The following is a 20,817-nucleotide window of genomic DNA, read 5'->3' as shown; positions in this document are numbered from 1 at the left end:
CAATGCAGCCACAATGATACAGGGAGAGACGAATGAAAGGATATTTTCGCAAGTTACTGATCGGTTTGCTAGCCGTCGTTATTGTGGCCGCGGCACTGTTTTTTTGGGTCCGGTATGAACTTAAGCAGGATGCCACACTAGCTTTTAACCAAAACAGCATCGTCAAAGAACATCTAGGTGAAGTGACCATAGAAGAACTCGGTCTGAGTCAGTTTGCACCGATGAGTAACTGCCAGGATGATTGCGACCACTATCTGGTAAAGTTGAAAGGTGAAAAAGCTAGCGCTGCCGCCGTTATGGACTTTGCAAAAGGGGATACTGAACTCTCCTATGCGATATTGTGCCTGGCTGACGGCACCAATATCGCCCTGACGGAAGATGCGCAGATTCTGGTGCAAAATAACAGAGGGGACTCCCCCTGCCAGTGATGCTTTCTCAATAAGCTGTAAATTCCCCTCACGCAACATGAGGGGAAATCGCCTTAAGGCTCAAACGGCCGGCGTTGGAACTGATCGTGGCCACACTTCGGGCACAGTGGCAGCACCTCCGGGGTATAGAAAGCCAGATGGTGATGGCATTTCTCACACACCAGATTACCCAGCCCGACCACCTCGCCGCTGTGGTAGACGCCGTGATGGCTGACATCCTTAAACACCTCACGCCACTCCAACTGGGTTTTATCGGTGATATCCGCCAGTTCCTGCCACAGGCTTTCTTTAATCACGCGCATAAACACGCTGTCGGTGAATTCCTCCCGGCTCTCTTGATAGCTGCGGGCGAACTCTTCCAAATCGCGGCGCACCGCCCGGGTCAACTGCTCCACTTCCGTACGGCTGAGTTCCTCCACCTCGTTCAAACGTTTCTCGGCGCTGGCGACCAATTGGTCAATGTCACGCTCACCGTTCTTTAAACGTTCCGTCAGTGATGTCACCAACTCGCGGTAATACTGAGCAACCTTGTTCATAGCTTCTCCTCGATGAACTACTGCGACAGGACTTCTCCCCTAAAACTACTCGTTATTATTTTAGTCGTAAATCACTGATGTGGCTTGGCTAGGTGAGGTTTTGGCAGATTGTGAGTCACATCATGGCACAGATATTTTTTTAATACGTCGAGTCAGACCGCTTGGTGTTGTTGCTGGCAGGTCTTATCAGCTATGCTATGCAGATCTAAAGATACTCACAGAATGCTACGGATGTAGCTGTTACACACCTACAGGACCATCGGCCGCCATGCAAGAGCAATACCGCCCAGAAGAGATAGAATCGAACGTACAGCTTCACTGGCAAGAGAAGCAAACTTTCAAGGTTACCGAAGACGCCAGCAAGGAAAAGTATTACTGCCTATCCATGCTGCCATACCCTTCTGGTCGTCTGCACATGGGTCATGTTCGGAACTACACCATTGGCGACGTGATCTCCCGCTACCAGCGTATGCTGGGCAAAAACGTGCTACAGCCAATTGGCTGGGATGCGTTTGGCCTGCCAGCCGAAGGCGCGGCGGTAAAAAACAAAACCGCACCGGCCCCTTGGACCTACGACAACATCGACTATATGAAGAACCAGCTGAAACTGCTGGGCTTCGGCTATGACTGGGATCGCGAGATCGCCACCTGCGATCCTGACTACTACCGTTGGGAGCAGTGGTTCTTCACCAAGCTGTACGAAAAAGGCATGGTCTACAAGAAGACTTCGGCGGTGAACTGGTGCCCACACGATCTGACCGTACTGGCCAACGAACAGGTTATCGACGGCTGCTGCTGGCGCTGTGATACCAAGGTTGAGCGTAAAGAGATCCCACAGTGGTTTATCAAAATCACCGATTACGCCGATCAACTGCTCAACGATCTGGACACGCTGGAAAGCTGGCCAGAGCAGGTGAAAACCATGCAGCGCAACTGGATTGGCCGTTCCGAAGGGGTAGAAATCACCTTCGACGTTGCCGACAGCGCTGAGAAAGTCACCGTTTACACCACCCGCCCAGACACCTTTATGGGGGCTACCTATGTCGCCGTTGCCGCAGGTCACCCGCTGGCACAGCAGGGCGCGGTCAACAACCCGGCGCTGACAGACTTCATCGACGAATGCCGCAACACCAAGGTTGCCGAAGCCGAAATGGCCACCATGGAGAAGAAAGGCATGGCCACCGGCCTGTTTGCCATCCATCCGTTGAGCGGTGAGAAGCTGCCAATCTGGGTCGCCAACTTCGTCCTGATGGAATACGGCACTGGCGCGGTAATGGCCGTCCCTGGCCACGATCAGCGTGACTGGGAATTCGCCACCAAATACGATCTGCAGATCAAACCGGTCATTTTGAACCTGGATGGCAGCAAGCCAGACGTCAGCGCCGAAGCGATGACCGAAAAAGGCACCCTGTTCAACTCCGGTGAATTCGACGGCCTGGATCACCTGGCAGGCTTTAACGCCATCGCCGACAAGCTGGTGGCCAAAGGCGTCGGCCAGCGCAAGGTGAACTACCGTCTGCGCGATTGGGGCGTGTCCCGTCAGCGCTACTGGGGGGCTCCAATCCCAATGGTCACTCTGGAAGACGGCACCGTAATGCCAACGCCAGAAGACCAGCTGCCGGTCATCTTGCCGGAAGATGTCGTGATGGACGGCATCACCAGCCCGATCAAAGCCGATCCCGAGTGGGCAAAAACCACCGTTAACGGCCAGCCGGCGCTGCGTGAAACCGACACCTTCGACACCTTTATGGAATCTTCCTGGTACTACGCGCGCTACACTTGCCCGCAGTACGATAAAGGCATGCTGGATCCGGCTGCGGCCAACTACTGGCTGCCGGTCGATCAATATGTTGGCGGGATCGAACACGCCATCATGCACCTGATGTATTTCCGCTTCTTCCACAAGCTGATGCGTGATGCTGGCCTGGTCGATTCAGACGAGCCTGCCAAACGCCTGCTGTGCCAAGGCATGGTGTTGGCCGATGCCTTCTACTACACCGGCACCAGCGGCGAACGCGTCTGGGTATCTCCGGTTGATGCCACCGTCGAACGCGACGAGAAAGGCCGCATTGTCAAAGCAACCGATCCTGAAGGCCGCGAACTGGTCTATGCTGGCATGAGCAAAATGTCGAAGTCGAAGAACAACGGCATCGACCCGCAGGTGATGGTAGAAAAATACGGCGCGGATACCGTGCGTCTGTTCATGATGTTTGCTTCCCCAGCCGAAATGACGCTGGAATGGCAAGAATCTGGCGTTGAAGGGGCAAACCGCTTCCTCAAGCGCGTCTGGAAACTGGCTTACGACCACGTTGAGCAAGGGGCGGTTCAGCCACTGAACGTCAGCGAGCTCAATGAAGATCAGAAAGCCCTGCGCCGCGACGTGCATAAAACCATCGCCAAAGTAACCGACGATATCGGCCGCCGCCAGACCTTCAACACCGCCATCGCCGCCGTGATGGAGCTGATGAACAAACTGGGCCGTGCGCCGCAGGAAAGTGAACAGGATCGCGCGCTGCTGCAAGAAGCCTTGCTGGCCGTGGTACGTATGCTGTATCCGTTCACACCGCACGTCTGCTTCACCCTGTGGCAGGCGTTGAACGCCGAAGGCGACGTAGACACGGCACCATGGCCGGTAGCAGACGAAGCCGCCATGGTGGAAGATTCCAAACTGGTGGTGGTACAGGTTAACGGCAAAGTGCGGGCAAAAGTCACCGTGCCAGCCGATGCTACCGAAGAACAAGTGCGTGAGCGCGCCGCCCAGGAACATCTGGTGGCCAAATATCTGGAAGGGGTCACGGTACGTAAAGTGATCTATGTTCCAGGCAAATTGCTTAACCTGGTTGTGGGTTAACTCAAGGAGGCTTTGTGCGACATCGTATTCTGACGTTGTTGCTGGGGTTGGCGGTGCTTGTCACCGCCGGCTGCGGTTTTCATCTGCGCGGCACCGCGCAGGTGCCCACAGAATTGCATACGCTGATCCTGGATAGCTATGATCCCTTTGGCCCACTAACCCGTGCCGTGCGCGAGCAATTGCGTCTAAGCGGGGCAACCGTGGTCAAATACGATCCAGCCCACAAGGAAGTCCCGTCACTGCGCATCGTCAATTCGACGCAGAGTCAGGATACGGTTTCGATCTTCCAGGACGGTAAAACGGCCGAATTTCAATTGGTGATGACGGTTCAGGCCCAGGTATTGATCCCAGGGCATGATATCTATCCGATCAACGTCAAAGTCTTCCGCTCTTTCTTTGATAACCCGTTAACCGCCTTGGCCAAAGACGCCGAGCAGGACATCATTATGCAGGAAATGCGTGAGCAGGCTGCCCAGCAAATTCTGCGTAAGATGCTGGCGGTGCACGCGGCAGTGCAAGAAACGCAAGAAAAAGCCGCTATCGCTGCTGAAAAAGCGGCCAGTACCCCAGCACAATGATCCGTCTTTATCCTGAACAACTTGCCGCGCAGCTCCGAGAGGGGCTGCGCGCTTGTTATTTATTGAGCGGTAACGAACCCTTGTTGCTGCAGGAAAGCCAGGATCTGATCCGCCAGGCTGCCCAACAGCAACAGTTCACCGAGCACTACAGCATTTCCCTGGATGTTCATACCGACTGGGATGCCATCTTCAGTATCTGCCAAGCCATGAGCCTGTTTGCCAGCCGGCAAACCCTGTTGCTGATTTTCCCCGAGAACGGCCCAACGGCCCCGATCGGCGAGCAACTGGTCAAGCTGTCCGCTTTGCTGCATGACGATATCCTGTTGGTACTGCGCGGCCCACGCCTGACCAAAGCCCAGGAGAACAGCGCCTGGTTCAAGGCTCTCAGCGCCAATGGCGTCATGGTCAGTTGCCAAACGCCGGAACAGGCACAGCTGCCGCGTTGGGTTGCCCAGCGAGCCAAATCCATGCAGCTGGATCTCGATGACGCAGCCAATCAACTGCTGTGTTACTGCTATGAAGGCAACCTGCTAGCACTTTCGCAGGCGTTGGAACGACTTTCGCTGCTGCACCCCGATGGTAAACTGACGTTGCCCCGCGTAGAGCAGGCGGTAAACGATGCAGCCCACTTCAGCCCGTTCCACTGGCTGGATGCCCTGCTGGCAGGCAAGAGCAAACGTGCCTGGCATATCCTGCGGCAGCTCCAGCAAGAGGATGTCGAGCCGGTGATCTTGCTGCGTACCCTGCAACGGGAACTGCTGATGCTGCTGAACCTGCAACGCCGCATGGCACACATCCCGCTGCGTACGCTATTCGATCAGCTCAAGGTCTGGCAGAACCGCCGCAGCCTGATCACTCAGGCTCTACAACGCCTTTCGGGTGAACAATTGCGGCAGGCAGTGCACCTGTTGGCGCAAATTGAGCTCACCCTCAAGAAAGACTACGGCCAGTCGGTTTGGCCGGAGCTGGAAACCCTGTCGATGCTGCTCTGCGGCAAACCTCTGGCCACGAGTGTCACCGATGCCTACTAGCCCGCAACAGCCACATACCCTGCACGCCTTTTTCGGTGGCACCTTTGACCCAATCCACTACGGCCATCTGCGCCCGGTGGCGGCCTTGGCTGAAGAAGTCGGCCTTGATAAGGTCACGTTGTTGCCCAACCATGTGCCTCCTCATCGGCCACAGCCGGAGGCCAACGCGCAGCAGCGGCTAACCATGGTTGAGCTGGCCATCGCAGGTACCCCGTTATTTGCCGTGGACGATCGTGAATTGCACCGCACCACCGCGTCCTACACCATCGAGACTTTCGAAACGATTCGTAAAGAACGTGGCGCCGCAGCGCCTCTGGCGTTTATTATTGGCCAGGACTCGCTGCTGAGCCTGCACAAATGGCATCGCTGGCAAGACCTGTTGCACTTCTGCCACCTGTTGGTGCTGGCGCGCCCGGGTTATAACCAGCAGATGGATACGCCAGAACTGCAACGCTGGCTGGAACAGCACCAAATCACCGATGCCACCCTGCTCAGCCGCCAGCCGCACGGGTTTATCTACCTGGCAGATACCCCTTTACTGGAGATATCCGCCACCGAGATACGCCAGCGCCGTCACCAAGGCATCAGCTGTGACGATTTGCTGCCGCGCCCAGTGCAGCGTTATATCGAGTTACAGGGTTTATATCGATAGGCCGCATGCTATACTGCGCCGCTATTTTTCAGGTATCCGCTGAAAACCCCAAGGAACTTGGCTAGCTGGGCAAAACCAGCAGGCTTTCAGCGGCATCCTGCCGAAACCATCACGATTCAGGCCAGTGACTTTGGGCAGTTGCCCTCAGCTTCCTGATGAACAGAACAACCCGAGGGGGAACCTTTGCAAGGTAAAGCGCTCCAAGATTTCGTTATCGATAAAATTGATGACATGAAAGGCCAGGATATTGTCGCTCTAGATGTTCAGGGCAAATCCAGCATCACCGACTGCATGATCATCTGTACCGGCACTTCAAGCCGCCATGTGATGTCGATTGCCGAACACGTCGTGCAAGAAGCCCGCGATGCCGGTATGGAACTGTATGGCATGAAAGGCCAGGCCGTTTCCGATTGGGTAGTGGTCGATCTGGGCGAAGTGATTGTGCACGTGATGCAGGAAGAAAGTCGCCAATTGTACGAACTGGAAAAGCTCTGGGGTTAAGCGGTGAAACTGCAATTGGTTGCAGTCGGCACCAAAATGCCCGACTGGGTGCAGACCGGCTTTATGGATTACCTGCATCGCTTTCCGAAAGATATGCCGTTTGAACTGACCGAGATCCCGGCGGGCAAACGCGGCAAGAATGCGGATATCAAACGCATTCTGGAAAAAGAAGGCGAGCAGATGCTGGCAGCGGTGGGCAAAGGTAACCGCATCGTTACGTTGGATATCCCAGGCACCCCGTGGGAAACGCCCCAGTTGGCACAACAGCTCGAGCGCTGGAAACAGGATGGCCGCAACGTCAGCCTGTTGATTGGCGGCCCTGAGGGGCTGGCTCCGGCCTGTAAAGCCGCAGCTGAGCAAAGCTGGTCGCTTTCCCCGTTAACGTTACCGCATCCTTTAGTGCGTGTTTTGGTGGCAGAGAGCCTCTACCGCGCCTGGAGTATTACTACAAATCATCCTTACCACCGGGAGTAACCGGTGGTGACAGTAACAGAGTGAAAAAAAGCAGCGGGATGAAAATAGAACGTAACCCTTTTCGCGACTATACGGCCGAGTCCGCCCTGTTTGTACGCCGCGCCGTGGTGGCGTTTTTTATCATTCTGGTGCTGACAGGCATCCTGATTGCCAATCTGTATAATCTGCAAATCGTGCGTTTTGAAGATTACCGCACCCGCTCCAATGAAAACCGCATCAAGCTGCTGCCTATCGCCCCCAGCCGCGGCATAATTTACGATCGTAACGGAACCCCGCTGGCGCTTAACCGCACCATTTACCAGTTGGAACTGATGCCGGAGAAGGTGGACGATCTAAAAGCCACGCTGGAGGCCTTACGCCCGGTAGTCGATCTCACCGACGACGATATCGCCAACTTTGAAAAAGAACGCAAGCGCTCGCGCCGTTTCGTCTCGATCCCGGTGAAAACCCCACTGACCGAAGTGCAGGTGGCCCGTTTTGCCGTCAATCAATTCCGCTTCCCCGGCGCGGAAGTCAAAGGCTATCAACGCCGCTATTATCCTTATGGGTCTGCCCTCACCCACGTGATCGGTTACGTGTCGAAAATTAATGACCGCGACCTCGAGCGCCTGGACAAAGACGGCCAGCTACGCAACTATGCCGCCACCCATGATATCGGCAAGCTGGGTATCGAACGCTATTATGAAGATGTCCTGCATGGCAAAACCGGCTATGAGGAGGTTGAAGTCAACAACCGTGGCCGGGTGATCCGCCAATTGCATGAGCAACCCCCTTCCGCCGGTAAAGACGTTTATCTGACGCTGGATCTCAACCTGCAACGCTATATCGAGCAGTTGCTGGTGGGTAGCCGTGCCGCCGTCGTGGTCAGCGATCCGCGCACCGGGGGAATTTTGGCGATGGTTTCCAACCCTAGCTACGATCCCAACCTGTTTGTTGATGGTATCTCCAACAAGGATTATCAGGGGCTGCTCAACGATCCGAACCGCCCGCTGATCAACCGTGCCACCCAAGGGGTGTACCCTCCGGCCTCCACGGTTAAACCCTATATTGCCGTTTCCGCCCTAAGTGCCGGGGTGATCACCAAAAATACCGTCGTGTTCGATCCGGGCTGGTGGCAATTGCCAGGGTCAGAGAAACGCTTCCGCGACTGGAAAAAATGGGGCCATGGCCGCCTCAACGTCACCAAAGCGCTGGAGGAATCTGCGGATACCTATTTCTATCAGGTAGCGTACGACATGGGGATCGATCGCCTATCCACCTGGCTGACCAAATTCGGCTACGGCGAATATACCGGTATCGATCTTTCCGAAGAGCGTTCCGGCCTGATGCCAACCCGCGACTGGAAATTCAAACGTTACAAGAAACCGTGGTATCAGGGCGACACCATTCCGGTGGGCATCGGCCAGGGCTACTGGACCGCTACGCCAATCCAGATGGCCAAGGCGCTGAACACCCTGATTAACGACGGCAACGTCAAAGATCCGCATCTGCTGCAAAGTACCAAGATCAACGGCGTATTGGTGCCGTTCAAGCAAAAAGAGAGCAAGCAGATCGGCGATATCCATTCAGGCTTCTGGGAAATAGCCAAAGACGGCATGTACGGCGTTGCCAACCGGCCTAACGGCACGGCGCGCAAGTTCTTTGACAAGACACCGTATAAAGCCGCGGCAAAATCGGGTACCGCGCAGGTATTCGGCTATGAAACCTATAACGCCCACAAACTCGCTGAACACCTGCGGGACCATAAATTGATGACCGCCTTTGCGCCCTACGATAACCCAACGGTTTCGGTGGCCATCATTTTGGAGAACGGCGGTTCAGGCCCGGCGGTAGGTACCATTACCCGCCAAATCCTCGACCACATCCTGTTGGGCGACAACAATACGCAATTACCGGATGCAGTACCGCTGCCGCCAGGTATAGAAGGTGATTAAGGTAGAACATGACTGAAAGCCAACAAAAGGGCTCTATCTGGACCAAAATCCATATCGACCCGACATTTCTGCTGTTTATTCTGGCCTTGCTGATCTACAGCGCCGTGGTGATGTGGAGCGCCAGCGGCCAGGATATGGGCATGATGGAGCGCAAAATCGGCCAGATCCTGATGGGGCTGATCGTGATGGGCGTGATGGCGCAAATCCCACCGCGGGTTTATGAAAGCTGGGCACCCTACCTGTATATTTTCTGCGTGATATTGCTGATCCTGGTGGATGCCTTTGGCCAAATCAGTAAAGGGGCGCAGCGCTGGCTGGATCTGGGCTTTGTGCGCTTCCAGCCTTCGGAAATCGCCAAGATCGCCGTGCCGCTGATGGTGGCACGCTTTATGAACCGTGACGTGTGCCCGCCTTCGCTGAAGAATACCGGCATCGCGCTAGTGCTGATCTTCCTGCCCACTTTGCTGGTTGCCGCACAGCCCGATCTGGGCACCTCGATCCTGATCGCCGCCTCTGGCCTGTTTGTGCTGTTCCTGTCGGGAATGAGCTGGAAGCTGATCGCTGTGGCTGCCGTAGCGCTGGCCGCCTTTATCCCGGTGTTGTGGTTCTTCCTGATGCACGGCTATCAGCGTGACCGCGTGATGATGCTGCTCGATCCGGAAAGCGATCCGTTAGGGGCCGGTTACCATATTATTCAGTCGAAAATCGCCATCGGCTCTGGTGGCCTATCGGGTAAAGGCTGGCTGCACGGCACTCAGTCTCAGCTGGAATTCCTGCCGGAACGCCATACCGACTTTATCTTCGCGGTGTTGGCGGAAGAACTTGGCCTGATCGGCGTACTGGTGCTGCTGGTGCTGTATCTGCTGGTGATTATCCGCGGGTTGATGATTGCCGCCCGGGCACAGACCACCTTTGGCCGCGTCATGGTCGGTGGGCTGATGCTGATCCTGTTTGTCTATGTGTTTGTTAACATTGGTATGGTCAGTGGCATTTTACCGGTAGTTGGCGTACCTTTGCCTTTGGTCAGTTACGGGGGGTCGGCGCTGATCGTACTCATGGCTGGGTTCGGCATCGTGATGTCGATCCACACGCATCGGAAAATGTTGTCTAAAAATCTATAAGAGGTGTGCAATGCGTAAGGAATGGCTTTGGGTCGGCGCGGTTGCTGCTGCGGTATTACTTTCCGCCTGTACCACGACGGAAGAAACACAGGCTCCGGTGCAACAAGCCTACAACGGGCCGGTGACCGAAATCAGCGGCGTGGAGCCTCACTATGAACCCTATAACCCTGGTACCCTGCAGGATTATAAGGTTAATGGCGACACTTATCGTATCGTGCAAGATCCGCAGAACTTCTCGCAAACCGGCCTGGCGGCCTGGTACGGTGAAGAGGCCAACGGCAACACTACCGCCATTGGTGAGCGGTTCGATCCCAATGCGCTGACCGCTGCACATCCCACCTTGCCTATTCCTAGCTATGTACGCGTCACTAACCTGGCCAATGGTCGTCAACTGGTGGTACGCGTGAACGATCGCGGCCCTTATACTTCTGGCCGGATTATCGATCTGTCCAAAGCTGCCGCCGATCGCCTCAACCTGTCCAGCAACACCAAGGTGAAGGTCGACTTTATCAAGGTTGCTCCAGACGGCACGTTGAGCGGCCCTGGTACCGTGGGTACCGTCGTCGCCAAACAGAGTTACGCCCTGCCTCCACGCCCGGATCTCAGTTCCGGCAGCGGTATGGATGCACCGATGCAGCAATCAGCACCGATTGCCGCCCCTGCCGCTCAAACGATTGACAACGGCAGCATGAACTACAACGACAACAGCACTACCCCTGCCGCCTCCACTGGTCGTAGCGGTGGTTTCCTTGGTGCGCCGCAGCCGTTAGCCCCTGGCGTATTGGAAGGGACAGAACCCCAACCGGTCATCAGCGCGCCAACTGCAACCCCGGTTGTGGCCACCGCAGCCGCAGCCAGTACCAGCGGTAGCTATGTCGTACAAGTAGGTGCCCTGAGTAATGCCGAGCGTGCGCAAAGCTGGCAACAACAGCTGAGCCAGCAGTTTGGCGTTCCTGGTAAGGTCGCCGCCAACGGCGCCGTCTACCGCGTGCAGCTTGGCCCGTTCAGCAATCGTCAACAGGCCGCACAGCTGCAACAGCGTCTGGCCAGTGAGGCACAACAACAGTCCTTTATCACTGCCGCACCCTAGTCGTGAAACTCGGCTGGCCGATGCCGCCGACAGCAGGTCGTTGACTTATCTGAAACATTTTCTTTCAGGTAAATCTGTGTAAACCCCCTACTGTCGGCCGAATGGCTAATGCCTGCCGGGGCCCCGTCTGCTATAGTGTGACTCGTTTTTTAACTTAACTTTTACGGATGTTGTAGTCCCGATCATGAAACAGGTAACCTCTTTTCGCTTAATCAAAAGCCTCACGCTTGGCACTGCCATCGCGCTCAGCGCAGCGTCAGTTGCCCACGCAGACGACGTTAATATTAAAACCATGATCCCAGGTGTGCCGCAGATTGATGCCGAGGCCTACATCCTGATTGATTACAACTCCGGTAAAGTGTTGGCGGAATCGAACGCCGACGCACGCCGCGACCCTGCCAGCCTGACCAAAATGATGACCAGCTACGTCATCGGCCAGGCGCTGAAATCCGGCAAGATTGGCCAGGACGATCTGGTCACCGTGGGTCAGGATGCCTGGGCTACCGGCAACCCGGTGTTCAAAGGTTCCTCACTGATGTTCCTCAAGCCGGGGGACCGCGTACCGGTCTCCAAGCTGACTCGTGGTATCAACCTGCAATCCGGTAACGATGCCTGTGTCGCCATGGCGGACTACGTCGCAGGTAGCCAGGATGCGTTCGTGAACCTGATGAATACCTACGTCAAACAGCTCGGCCTGCAAAACACCCACTTCCAAACCGTGCACGGCCTGGATGCGGAAGGTCAGTTCAGCTCGGCGCGTGATATGGCGTTGATCGGCCAGGCGCTGATCCGCGATGTGCCAGACGAATACGCTATCTATAAAGAAAAAGAGTTCACCTTCAACAATATCCGTCAGATGAACCGTAACGGTCTGCTGTGGGATACCAGCCTGAACGTCGATGGGATTAAAACCGGCCACACCAATTCGGCGGGTTATAACCTGGTAGCTTCAGCGACGGAAGGCCAGATGCGTCTGATCTCCGCCGTGCTGGGTGGCCGTACCTATAAAGGCCGCGAAACCGAGAGCAAAAAACTGCTGACCTGGGGCTTCCGCTTCTTTGAAACCGTCGCACCACTGAAAGCAGGCAAAGAGTTCGCTTCTGAACCCGTTTGGTTCGGCGATGCCGATCGCGTTGAGCTGGGCGTAGACAAAGATGCCTACCTGACCATCCCACGCGGCCGGATGAAAGATTTGAAAGCCAGCTATGTGCTGAACACCCCGGAAATTCATGCTCCGCTGGCCAAAAACCAGGTCGTTGGCACCATCAATTTCCAGCTGGATGGCAAAACCATCGATCAGCGCCCGCTGGTGGTGCTGAACGAAGTGAAAGAAGGTGGCTTCTTTGGCCGCATCGTGGATTATATCCGCCTGATGTTCCATCACTGGTTCGGTTAACCCTTGAATCGGCTGAGTTCGGCCCCATATAACAATTAACACTAACTCCCGCCCCGGCGGGAGTTATAATTTAGAGATCCGCCACAGCTGGAGCGCACCTACATGCAAAAGACTAAACTGAACGAACTGCTCGAATTCCCTTGTACCTTTACCTACAAGGTAATGGGTCTGGCACACCCCGAGCTGGTAGACCAGGTGGTTGAAGTGGTGCAACGCCATGCTCCAGGGGATTACAATCCTCAGGTCAAACCGAGCAGCAAAGGCAACTACCACTCCGTTTCCATCACCATCACCGCCACCCATATCGATCAGGTGGAAACGTTATATGAAGAGTTGGGCAATATTGAAATTGTCCGTATGGTGCTGTAATTACAGCATAACTCCCTGCCAGCCAACCTGGTTCAGCGCCACCGCTGTCCGGGTTGCTCTGGTTCGCCAGGGATAAATGCTGGTCGCGGGCCAGAGCGCCCGGTATAATGTTTTTACCACTTCTGTAACCTGACGATGCCCCGCTTGCAACACAATAAGATCATTCTCCGTCAGCTAGGGTTGCAGCCCTATGAGCCTGTATCCCAAGCCATGCACAGCTTCACCAATCACCGCGACGAATCCACGCTCGATGAATTGTGGCTGGTGCAGCATCAAGCCGTGTTCACCCAAGGGCAGGCCGGTAAGGCAGAACATCTGCTGATGCCAGGCGATATCCCGGTGATCCAGAGCGATCGCGGCGGCCAGGTCACCTATCATGGCCCCGGCCAGCAGGTGATGTACGTGATGGTGGATCTGAAGCGCAACAAGGTGGGTGTTCGCCAACTCGTCACGGCCTTGGAAGAGACCGTTATCAATACCCTCGCCCATTTCAAGATCGAATCACGCGCGCGCCCGGATGCGCCCGGCGTGTACGTGGGTGAACAAAAGATTTGTTCATTAGGCTTGCGGATCCGCAAAGGTAGCTCATTTCATGGCCTGGCCCTGAATGTCGCTATGGATCTCACCCCTTTCCAACGCATCAACCCCTGCGGTTATGCCGGAATGCAGATGACACAAGTCAGCGCGCTGGCACCAGGTGTCGGGATCGCCGATGTGCATCCCATTCTGGTACAGGAATTTGTACATTTACTCGGCTACCAGACGGTCGAGCTTCGTAACTGGAATGTACACGAATACCCATAAAAACCTATTTATTTCATTAACTTAAGTTATTTTTTGCCATTTCTAATCACATCAAAAACCGGCAGTTGTGACCTAACAAAATCAAATAGTTGCATGCTGGTTTTTTATTAACCTGATGTAAACCAAGGGAGATCAGGCTCAATACGTCTATACAGTACTGAGCCTCTTTTTACCAAGTCTGCTTAAGCCTGCTTATCCTATGTTTTAACTGAATTTTTCTACCTTTCCGTTTCAACCTCGCCCGCTCAACTCTACCCATATTTGCAAAGTTTTTGCCCCATTTATGCCCCATAGCAACGTAGAGGCCGGGATTTCTCCCGGCGCTGCTATCACTCCTTAGGTTCTTCGACCGGTGCAGGTGTTTCACCTGGTGCCGGTTCTTCGCCGACTTCCGGTGCCGACTCATATTCCGGTTCATCACTGGCGGGCATCTCGATAAGGGGTTCGATCCTACCATCTGAGAACTGAGGCAACTCATCGATAATTTTTTCCACCTCAACAAAAATAGATGTGCTTTGAATTAAAAACGGAAATGACTGTGTAATCCCCTCGCTAACGCCATTAATACACAGAGAGAACTTTGCCATCCCATTGCCATCTGCTGAGATTGTCACATCTGTTAATGTGTACAGCGCATTGACCTCCATATCCTTGCCGGGAATGGATAGATTGAAATCTGACGTGACTATAGCTGTAGATGTAGTTTTAATTACCCTGATTGGCATTTTAAACCTCTTATAATTAAGGTAGCTGACTAAATACTTGGAATCCTGTTGATGTGTAAACTCTGCCCACCACTTTTGAAGTGGAAGCGTTAGTGTCGAAAACTATATCACCGTCACCCCAGATATCAGTTCCGGAAATTGGGGTTCCTGGATAAGGGGTTACACCATCTATGTTTGTTTTAACAATATCTTTGGTCCCCTGCATACGGTTTTTCCCACTTGCAGGATTGTGCAGAACATTCGTCAAATCACTATCAATAATGTAATTTGTCCCTTTGTATATTGCAGGGGTTTGAGATGGATTTACTCGAATACCATAATCCAATCTCTCCAAAAAGCCCTCATAACCAGAAGTGCGAACAGATACTTTCGTGCGGCGGATCGGGGTGCTTTCTCCAGGGTTAGCAATATATTGCAAATGCCCCATGTCTCCAGTCCCCATCTGGGTCGGGTTAATACCAATGAAATCAACAGTGAAACCATCAGCCCAGCCGATGCTAACCCCGTCATGGTAGCGATCGGCATTAATTATAAATCGCGATGAGTACGTGTTGCGTAAGCCAAGCACAGGAGTGTAACCGAGCCAGGCAGCATGCTTACACCGACGTGTAGTTATATTGGCATCTACCCCAGTAGCGCCAACAACGTGCAACCCAACATAGTCGCCCGTGTATAGCGCAGTAGTCTTCGCGAAGCCTCTAACAAATACATCATTCACACCGTTAATGAGGACTACATCAGCGCGATTTCTTCCGATATCTGTCATTTCCACATCAACATTATCGAAGTGAACGTTTTTAACGCAGAACTCGCCAAAATCGCCGGTAGCTTGCTTACCTGCTATCGTAAGCCCTTGACTGCCCGCGCAAAGCGCACGATAGGATTTTACGGTGATGTTGTAGCACTTCTGGAAATAGTAGTTAGGCTCAATATCTAGGCCTCCAGGCTGGTAGACGCCGCCAACGATCCCACCATGCCGCAATGAAACCATGGTCGTAATGTTCAGGCCATTTACTGAAATGACGGATATTGCGTTACGTCCGTCGAACGTTTCGTTAATCGACTCGATAAAATCAATGTTCACATTTTCAGGGATCGCCGATTCAACGTTACCGTTGGACTGAGTAATGTAAAGCCCATCGCCGCGAGTGTTTTTGAACCGCAATTTTGACATGCTGATGTTTTTACCGCCAAACATACCTATCGAGTGGATTTGCTCGTTATCAAGCTTTGAAGCTGAGTTTCCATCAACTTGGAGAGATAATTCAGCATTGGATACGCCATTTACATAAATACAATAGTCAGCCCCAGTTACAATGTTACTTGGTTTGTTTTGCTGAGTTCCGCCGTTGCCGTAGAATTTAATCCACCCATCGCCATCAATGCGTATTCCATTATGCCTAGAGTCAATAACGATGCCGTGCGCTGAAAACGAAAAGCCAGAATCTATGACTAACTTGATTTTATTCAGTGCAACTGAATTTATAGCGCGCTGAATGATAGCTGTTTCATCAGAGTCATTACCGCGCCCTCCGAAATGTGTGACAAGAACAGAGTTCTCTACAACGCGACGCCACCCAGTTGATGAGTTAACACGGATAAAAATTCCGCCGTCATCAGAAGTTGTTGCATCATTTACCGATGTAAAAAAACCACCGCCAACTGCACCATTCTGTGTTGCTGCCCACCCTTCATAGTATGAAATCACATCGATCTTCTGGCTGGTAAACTCAGGGACTATAGTACGTAGGGTTGCGATATCAGGACACCGTCCGATGTATTTAAGGCCATCCCCCTTAGCCAGATCGCAGCGAACGCTTGCATCACCAATATTTACCCATAACCCAGATGGGTTATCTTTAGACCATATGCCTCCATCCTCTCCTGGTGAACCACCTGTTATGGTATGGGGTAATGCTCCGATAAATTTGTACCAAGCATTATCATGCCAAACTACTTGTTGACGGTTGATCAACGTTATGTTTACGACCCAATTACCAAGCTCCTGCCATCCAATCGCCGATATTGCATCATAAGCTTTACCTTTGAAATAGATAATAAGTGCATCGAAAACGGAGTTAAACCCATTCATCAACCTATCAAAATGACGCTCCATTCCAACCCATGTTCTCCTAACTCGATCAAATCGGTCTAAGGCATGGTCAGCGTCACTATTTATAAAATCATCATAAGCCAAGGCGTTATCGTTTAAGTCCTTCATGCTGTTTGAAGGACGCGGGTTTCCGGTTTTGTATCTCTGGGGCATAAAATTTCCTAATGGTAATTTTATTGTTGATATTTATAGGGTTTTTCATACCATCATCCGCAATTAACTACTCATCGTATCGTAGAAGAAGGTAACGTGAAGCTTGAGCGATTAACGCTCAATCATGGAACCGATCACACTTCCCCCCCCCCAAATGCATAAGGCTCTCAATGGAAACATATCCCAACCAATAAAATTTGATGATAGTATCTAAGCATTAAGATGTGTGCGGGGCGACTCAGGTCAGCATCCAGGACAAGAAGTGATTAGACAGATATTGGGTAATTATGGGCTACTTTAGGTTTGTACTGTCGGTGTTAGTCTGCGCCAATCATCTGTGGGTTATTGGCGGTGTTGGCCGATATGCAGTTTTTTCGTTTTATATACTCAGCGGATTTCTTATGACCACAATTATTTGTGAGCGTTATGGTACAAGTCTTGCTGGTGTCAGAAAATACGCAGCGAACAGATTACTGAGAATATACCCTACGTATCTAGTGGTGTTTACTTTTACAATATTAGCTCTAACTATTATTGGGAGTGATGCCGCTAGGGCGGTTGATCCAAATTTATCCATCCCAGAAACAGTTAAAAGCTGGCTTATGAATACAACATTGATCGGGCTTGATTTTAGCATTCAAGATAGAACAATTCCTCCAAGTTGGACTCTATTTGTAGAGCTATTTTTTTATGCGGTAATTCCTTTATTGGTTAGACTCGGAGCTAAATCAATTATTATATGGGTAATTATGTCAATCGCATACCATGCATATTTCATGCTTACTGCAACTGACGCCGGCCTTGATTGGAATTCTAGGTATGGCGATATCTTGGCAGGGTCACTCGGATTCGCTCTCGGTTGTGCTGCTAGATTCTTCCCTTACAAAGTGCTGCGATTTAATGGCGCGATCGCTATATCTGTTTTAGGCCTGACTACCTGTTACTCAATAACAGCATATTTTATGCTTATTGGTTACAACAACTCGGATTGGCGATACATATCAACCTTTGGGTTTTATTTTACAATGGCTTTTTCTATTTTATTTATTGTTAATTCAATAAACATCCCCCAATCAAAATTTGGGAAATTTCTCGGTGACCTCTCGTATCCTCTTTACTTATCTCATATACCCATTGGATTTGTTGTAATAAGCGCATTTGAAATGCAGCCAAGGACGCCTTTAACTTTCGTCGTATGCTTTTCATTCTCAATCATTGGTTCTATCGCGCTTTATATTTTCGACAAAAGAGTAAATAAAATCAGAGACAGAATAAGACCAAGGTCAACTAAATCGCCCGCGTAAGGACGATTTAGTTTAGAGTGGTTTCTTACGTATACTCCCACACAATCACAACTCCAGGGGCGCCTGCCCCCCCATTTTTTCCGCTTGCCAGAGATCCGGCGAAAGCTCCGCTCCCTCCAGAGCCAAACCCTGAGCCGTTATTACCTACGACAGAGGATCCTCCTGTAGCACCAGCAGGCGCACCACCGGAACCAAGTGGATTTCCCCCCCCTTTTCCTGATATGCCAGTTGTCATCGCAAGACCATTACCACCTGGTTCTCCATCAATTGATGATATATTTGCCCCTACCGTAGGGTTGCTTTTCGGGGGGATTGACTGACAGATATTTGGGATGGTGAATGAGTTTGCCGCCAATCCAGACAGCCCGCCCGGACATATCATAAATGTGCCGAATTCAGTGTCTCCACCAGGCTTTCCAACGGTAGCCCCAGTAGGTGTTGTTGATGAGATTCCACCTTCGCCACCACTACCAATCGTCACAGGCACGCTTCCTGAGATAGCGAACATTCCCCGACCATAAGACCCCGCGTTACCGCCTGCGGCGGCTGACACCATTCCTGTTCCGGGAGTTGAACAACCTCCACCTCCGCCACCGCCCCCAACCGCTTCAACAATAACAAGTTTTGTCCCCGGCGTAGGTGTATATGTACCGGACACCGTAAACGTTTTTACATTTAGAAGACGTCCACCGCCAACTATTTTATTTATTGCCTTAACAACTTGATTGTCGTCTGTAGGATCTAATGGAATACCAGCGCTCTCAACAACCCCAATTAACTCGCGCTGGAAAGTGTTCAACATCTCGGCATTGATAATAGTCGGCGGGATGCCCTGCGCCACATTGCCATTCGTATATTCACCATTTGCATCTGCTGTATCAGTTGTGCTTCCTACTTTTCTCATGATAACTCCTGAAATTTAATATAGATATGATTAGAGATAGTCCGATGCGGTGTCGAACATATCGGCAAACTCTGGAGTAACGTCGTAAACGCCCTCGTCGTTGAATCCAAAATTGATATAGCCAAATTTCACGATCGTATGCGAAGGCGAGAGCGCATTCATTCGGCACTCAAGCTGCCGGTTTCCCCATGAACGCAACGGATCGCCGCAGTAACTCATCCCAGCTCGAGCATAGGAGATGGTTGTTTCTTCTGCCTCAACCAGCCACACAAATGGCCAGTCGTCGCCATTTAACCCGTCGCCACAGACAGACAGCCCTGCACGCGCTTGCCGAAATTCTTTGATCGTAATGTTGTAACCTAGCGCTCTGGCTATACCGATAAAATAGGATTTAGACTGGCCACCGGTACTGATAAGTTTCGAAACCACTGCTGCCTGGCGCTTAGCGATCGTATCAACCTCGCCGATAGAACAATCATCTGGCAAGCCAAGCGACTTTTCCCACTCAGGTAGTAAAATGGTTGCGGTTGATGGGAACCCGCCGTTTAAGAGAGAGATTGCGTCGCTATCACTACGCTGAAAACTGGTTGCCAGCGCGCGGATCACAGCAGCTTGAACGGCACCAGGCTCACGCGGCCAGGCTAACCCCAAGGGGATTAATGATTGCAGTGCCTGGCTGTAGCTTTCTGCAGGATACTGGCTCATGTATAGATCACCTCGCCGCGGACAGGAAGTTCTCCAACACCCAGGATAATGTTCACACTAGGCGACTCCAGGATAAACCCTGCGGTTCCTTCTATATCACCAATGGCCCGGTTCAGGTCAGATATAAAAATCTTCCCTGTTCCATCCGGGTTTCCGTCCTCAAAGAAAACGTTATCGATCGCGGCATTGATGGCCGTTGTTACATCGCTACCAACATGACTGATCCCGCTGATTTCAAAATCGATGACCTTTCCAACTGGTGAGCAGAGGTACACAAGCGCCGTTACGGGTTGCAGCGGGTAGATATAGTCGGCTACTCGCCCCTGATCCCCTGTTGCTTTGTCTGCCCCCCAATCATCAAGTTGGCTGATCCCGTCAGTACCCACAGGAAAACCGTGGTTTGTTTCATCACTGCCATCGCACATGATGTATACGCCAACAGTCCCTACCCCCATTAGCCGACGCTTTACCCAGCAGCGGGTAACCCCTGGGACAGAAAGTGCCCATTGCTTATAGTCAGTATCGCTGCCGCCCTGGGGAGGATTTTGATAGGCCAGCAGCATGCGAGCCCGGAAATTCTCTTGCGGCTCAATATCCGCCCCGCCGAGAGCAGGATCCACCATCACGCCACTGGACTCGATACCCGGTAACGCAACGTCAAGTGTAAGGATTGTGCCAGCATCAGCATTACCGGAGACGCCCCCGCCAGTCGAGTCCGACACAATATCTGGCAATATGGCTGTCAATGCGCCTACACCGGTCCCACCCGGGCCGATCGTTATCCCGGCATCCAGTCGATACTGGTACCCATCACCGCGATTAAGAACAACCCCCTTATCGACCGTTGCACCTGGTATGCCACTAAATTGGTATGACGCTGTTTGTGCAGCTTCAGCCGCATTCTGATAGACCGATTTCATCGCTGCCCACCCAGACAGCCATTCATCAGTAGCGGTGTAAGGTGTGGATTGTTGCGCTATATAATCGAGGTAGGCGTAATGCAGATGAGACAAGCCCGCGTCGGCATCCGCAAGGATGCGCATATTGGAGAAGCGGAGCAGGGAACCAGTCTTTCTTAACTCAGATTCGAGCTGCACACGGTTTCTATCGCGTAGCTCGGTTAATGTGGGCCTTTTGAATGGCATAAA

The 20,817-nt window shown here is 52.4% G+C and carries 20 protein-coding genes; 14 read left to right on the top strand and 6 right to left on the bottom strand.

The window, feature by feature from the left end; translation table 11 throughout:
• Window positions 1-32: 32 nt before the first annotated feature.
• Window positions 33-428: a hypothetical protein gene (locus KGP26_RS07770; protein ID WP_094983090.1), complete on the top strand. Its 396-nt coding sequence runs from the start codon at window positions 33-35 to the stop codon at window positions 426-428.
• A gap of 53 nt (window positions 429-481) precedes the next feature.
• Here KGP26_RS07770 and KGP26_RS07765 read toward each other — a convergent pair whose 3' ends face one another.
• Window positions 482-964: a zinc ribbon-containing protein gene (locus KGP26_RS07765; RefSeq protein WP_021180000.1), complete on the bottom strand. Its 483-nt coding sequence runs from the start codon at window positions 962-964 to the stop codon at window positions 482-484.
• A 268-nt stretch (window positions 965-1,232) separates the two neighbouring features.
• On the opposite strand from KGP26_RS07765, the gene leuS reads away from it, so the two are divergent.
• The 12 genes from leuS to lipB all read left to right on the top strand — a co-directional run bounded on the left by leuS (window position 1,233) and on the right by lipB (window position 13,765).
• Window positions 1,233-3,815, top strand: coding sequence for a leucine--tRNA ligase (gene leuS / locus KGP26_RS07760; protein WP_059200133.1), 2,583 nt, complete (start codon window positions 1,233-1,235; stop codon window positions 3,813-3,815).
• Window positions 3,816-3,829: 14 nt separating this feature from the next.
• On the top strand, window positions 3,830-4,393 hold the full coding sequence (lptE, locus tag KGP26_RS07755; RefSeq protein WP_021805330.1) for an LPS assembly lipoprotein LptE: 564 nt from the start codon (window positions 3,830-3,832) through the stop codon (window positions 4,391-4,393).
• Window positions 4,390-5,424: a DNA polymerase III subunit delta gene (holA, locus tag KGP26_RS07750; RefSeq protein WP_218519706.1), complete on the top strand. Its 1,035-nt coding sequence runs from the start codon at window positions 4,390-4,392 to the stop codon at window positions 5,422-5,424. The genes lptE and holA overlap by 4 nt, the downstream gene beginning before the upstream one ends.
• Entirely contained in the window at window positions 5,414-6,076 is a 663-nt protein-coding gene (gene nadD / locus KGP26_RS07745) for a nicotinate-nucleotide adenylyltransferase (RefSeq protein WP_223665252.1), read from the top strand. Before holA ends, nadD begins: the two co-directional genes overlap by 11 nt.
• Window positions 6,077-6,259: 183 nt before the next feature.
• Window positions 6,260-6,577, top strand: a complete 318-nt coding sequence (gene rsfS, locus KGP26_RS07740) for a ribosome silencing factor (RefSeq protein WP_021180005.1) — start codon at window positions 6,260-6,262, stop codon at window positions 6,575-6,577.
• 3 nt (window positions 6,578-6,580) lie between these two features.
• The gene (gene rlmH / locus KGP26_RS07735) at window positions 6,581-7,051 is read left to right on the top strand and encodes a 23S rRNA (pseudouridine(1915)-N(3))-methyltransferase RlmH (RefSeq protein ID WP_004949595.1); all 471 of its coding nucleotides are present in this window, start codon (window positions 6,581-6,583) and stop codon (window positions 7,049-7,051) included.
• A 38-nt stretch (window positions 7,052-7,089) separates the two neighbouring features.
• A complete protein-coding gene (gene mrdA / locus KGP26_RS07730; RefSeq protein ID WP_037375141.1) occupies window positions 7,090-8,985 on the top strand; it encodes a peptidoglycan DD-transpeptidase MrdA in 1,896 nt (631 codons plus the stop codon).
• An 8-nt stretch (window positions 8,986-8,993) separates the two neighbouring features.
• Window positions 8,994-10,106, top strand: a complete 1,113-nt coding sequence (gene mrdB / locus KGP26_RS07725) for a peptidoglycan glycosyltransferase MrdB (RefSeq protein WP_021805334.1) — start codon at window positions 8,994-8,996, stop codon at window positions 10,104-10,106.
• Window positions 10,107-10,116: 10 nt separating this feature from the next.
• Window positions 10,117-11,196, top strand: coding sequence for an endolytic peptidoglycan transglycosylase RlpA (gene rlpA, locus KGP26_RS07720; protein WP_223665251.1), 1,080 nt, complete (start codon window positions 10,117-10,119; stop codon window positions 11,194-11,196).
• 184 nt (window positions 11,197-11,380) lie between these two features.
• A complete protein-coding gene (dacA, locus tag KGP26_RS07715) occupies window positions 11,381-12,592 on the top strand; it encodes a D-alanyl-D-alanine carboxypeptidase DacA (protein WP_021805336.1) in 1,212 nt (403 codons plus the stop codon).
• Window positions 12,593-12,694: 102 nt separating this feature from the next.
• A complete protein-coding gene (gene ybeD / locus KGP26_RS07710; RefSeq protein ID WP_021180010.1) occupies window positions 12,695-12,961 on the top strand; it encodes a DUF493 family protein YbeD in 267 nt (88 codons plus the stop codon).
• A gap of 135 nt (window positions 12,962-13,096) precedes the next feature.
• On the top strand, window positions 13,097-13,765 hold the full coding sequence (gene lipB, locus KGP26_RS07705; RefSeq protein ID WP_223665250.1) for a lipoyl(octanoyl) transferase LipB: 669 nt from the start codon (window positions 13,097-13,099) through the stop codon (window positions 13,763-13,765).
• A 329-nt stretch (window positions 13,766-14,094) separates the two neighbouring features.
• On the opposite strand, the gene KGP26_RS07700 is transcribed toward lipB, so the two are convergent.
• The gene (locus KGP26_RS07700) at window positions 14,095-14,490 is read right to left on the bottom strand and encodes a hypothetical protein (protein WP_223665249.1); all 396 of its coding nucleotides are present in this window, start codon (window positions 14,488-14,490) and stop codon (window positions 14,095-14,097) included.
• A gap of 16 nt (window positions 14,491-14,506) precedes the next feature.
• Window positions 14,507-16,756: a hypothetical protein gene (locus KGP26_RS07695; RefSeq protein ID WP_223665248.1), complete on the bottom strand. Its 2,250-nt coding sequence runs from the start codon at window positions 16,754-16,756 to the stop codon at window positions 14,507-14,509.
• Window positions 16,757-17,043: 287 nt separating this feature from the next.
• On the opposite strand from KGP26_RS07695, the gene KGP26_RS07690 reads away from it, so the two are divergent.
• Window positions 17,044-18,060: an acyltransferase gene (locus KGP26_RS07690; protein WP_223665247.1), complete on the top strand. Its 1,017-nt coding sequence runs from the start codon at window positions 17,044-17,046 to the stop codon at window positions 18,058-18,060.
• Window positions 18,061-18,085: 25 nt separating this feature from the next.
• On the opposite strand, the gene KGP26_RS07685 is transcribed toward KGP26_RS07690, so the two are convergent.
• The 3 genes from KGP26_RS07685 to KGP26_RS07675 are packed head-to-tail and all read right to left on the bottom strand — an operon-like array spanning window position 18,086 to window position 20,814.
• Window positions 18,086-18,964 carry a phage tail protein gene (locus KGP26_RS07685; RefSeq protein WP_223665246.1) on the bottom strand — a complete coding sequence of 293 codons (879 nt, stop codon included), beginning with the start codon at window positions 18,962-18,964 and terminating at the stop codon, window positions 18,086-18,088.
• A 30-nt stretch (window positions 18,965-18,994) separates the two neighbouring features.
• Window positions 18,995-19,669: a YmfQ family protein gene (locus KGP26_RS07680; RefSeq protein ID WP_223665245.1), complete on the bottom strand. Its 675-nt coding sequence runs from the start codon at window positions 19,667-19,669 to the stop codon at window positions 18,995-18,997.
• Window positions 19,666-20,814, bottom strand: coding sequence for a baseplate J/gp47 family protein (locus KGP26_RS07675; protein WP_223665244.1), 1,149 nt, complete (start codon window positions 20,812-20,814; stop codon window positions 19,666-19,668). The genes KGP26_RS07680 and KGP26_RS07675 overlap by 4 nt, the downstream gene beginning before the upstream one ends.
• Window positions 20,815-20,817 lie beyond the last annotated feature (3 nt).

Origin of the sequence: Serratia sp. JSRIV002 (genome assembly GCF_019968725.1) — a bacterium.
Taxonomy (GTDB): Bacteria; Pseudomonadota; Gammaproteobacteria; order Enterobacterales; family Enterobacteriaceae; genus Chania; species Chania fonticola_B.
Note: the sequence above shows the minus strand (reverse complement) of the source record. Positions and strands in the feature narration are given on the sequence as shown.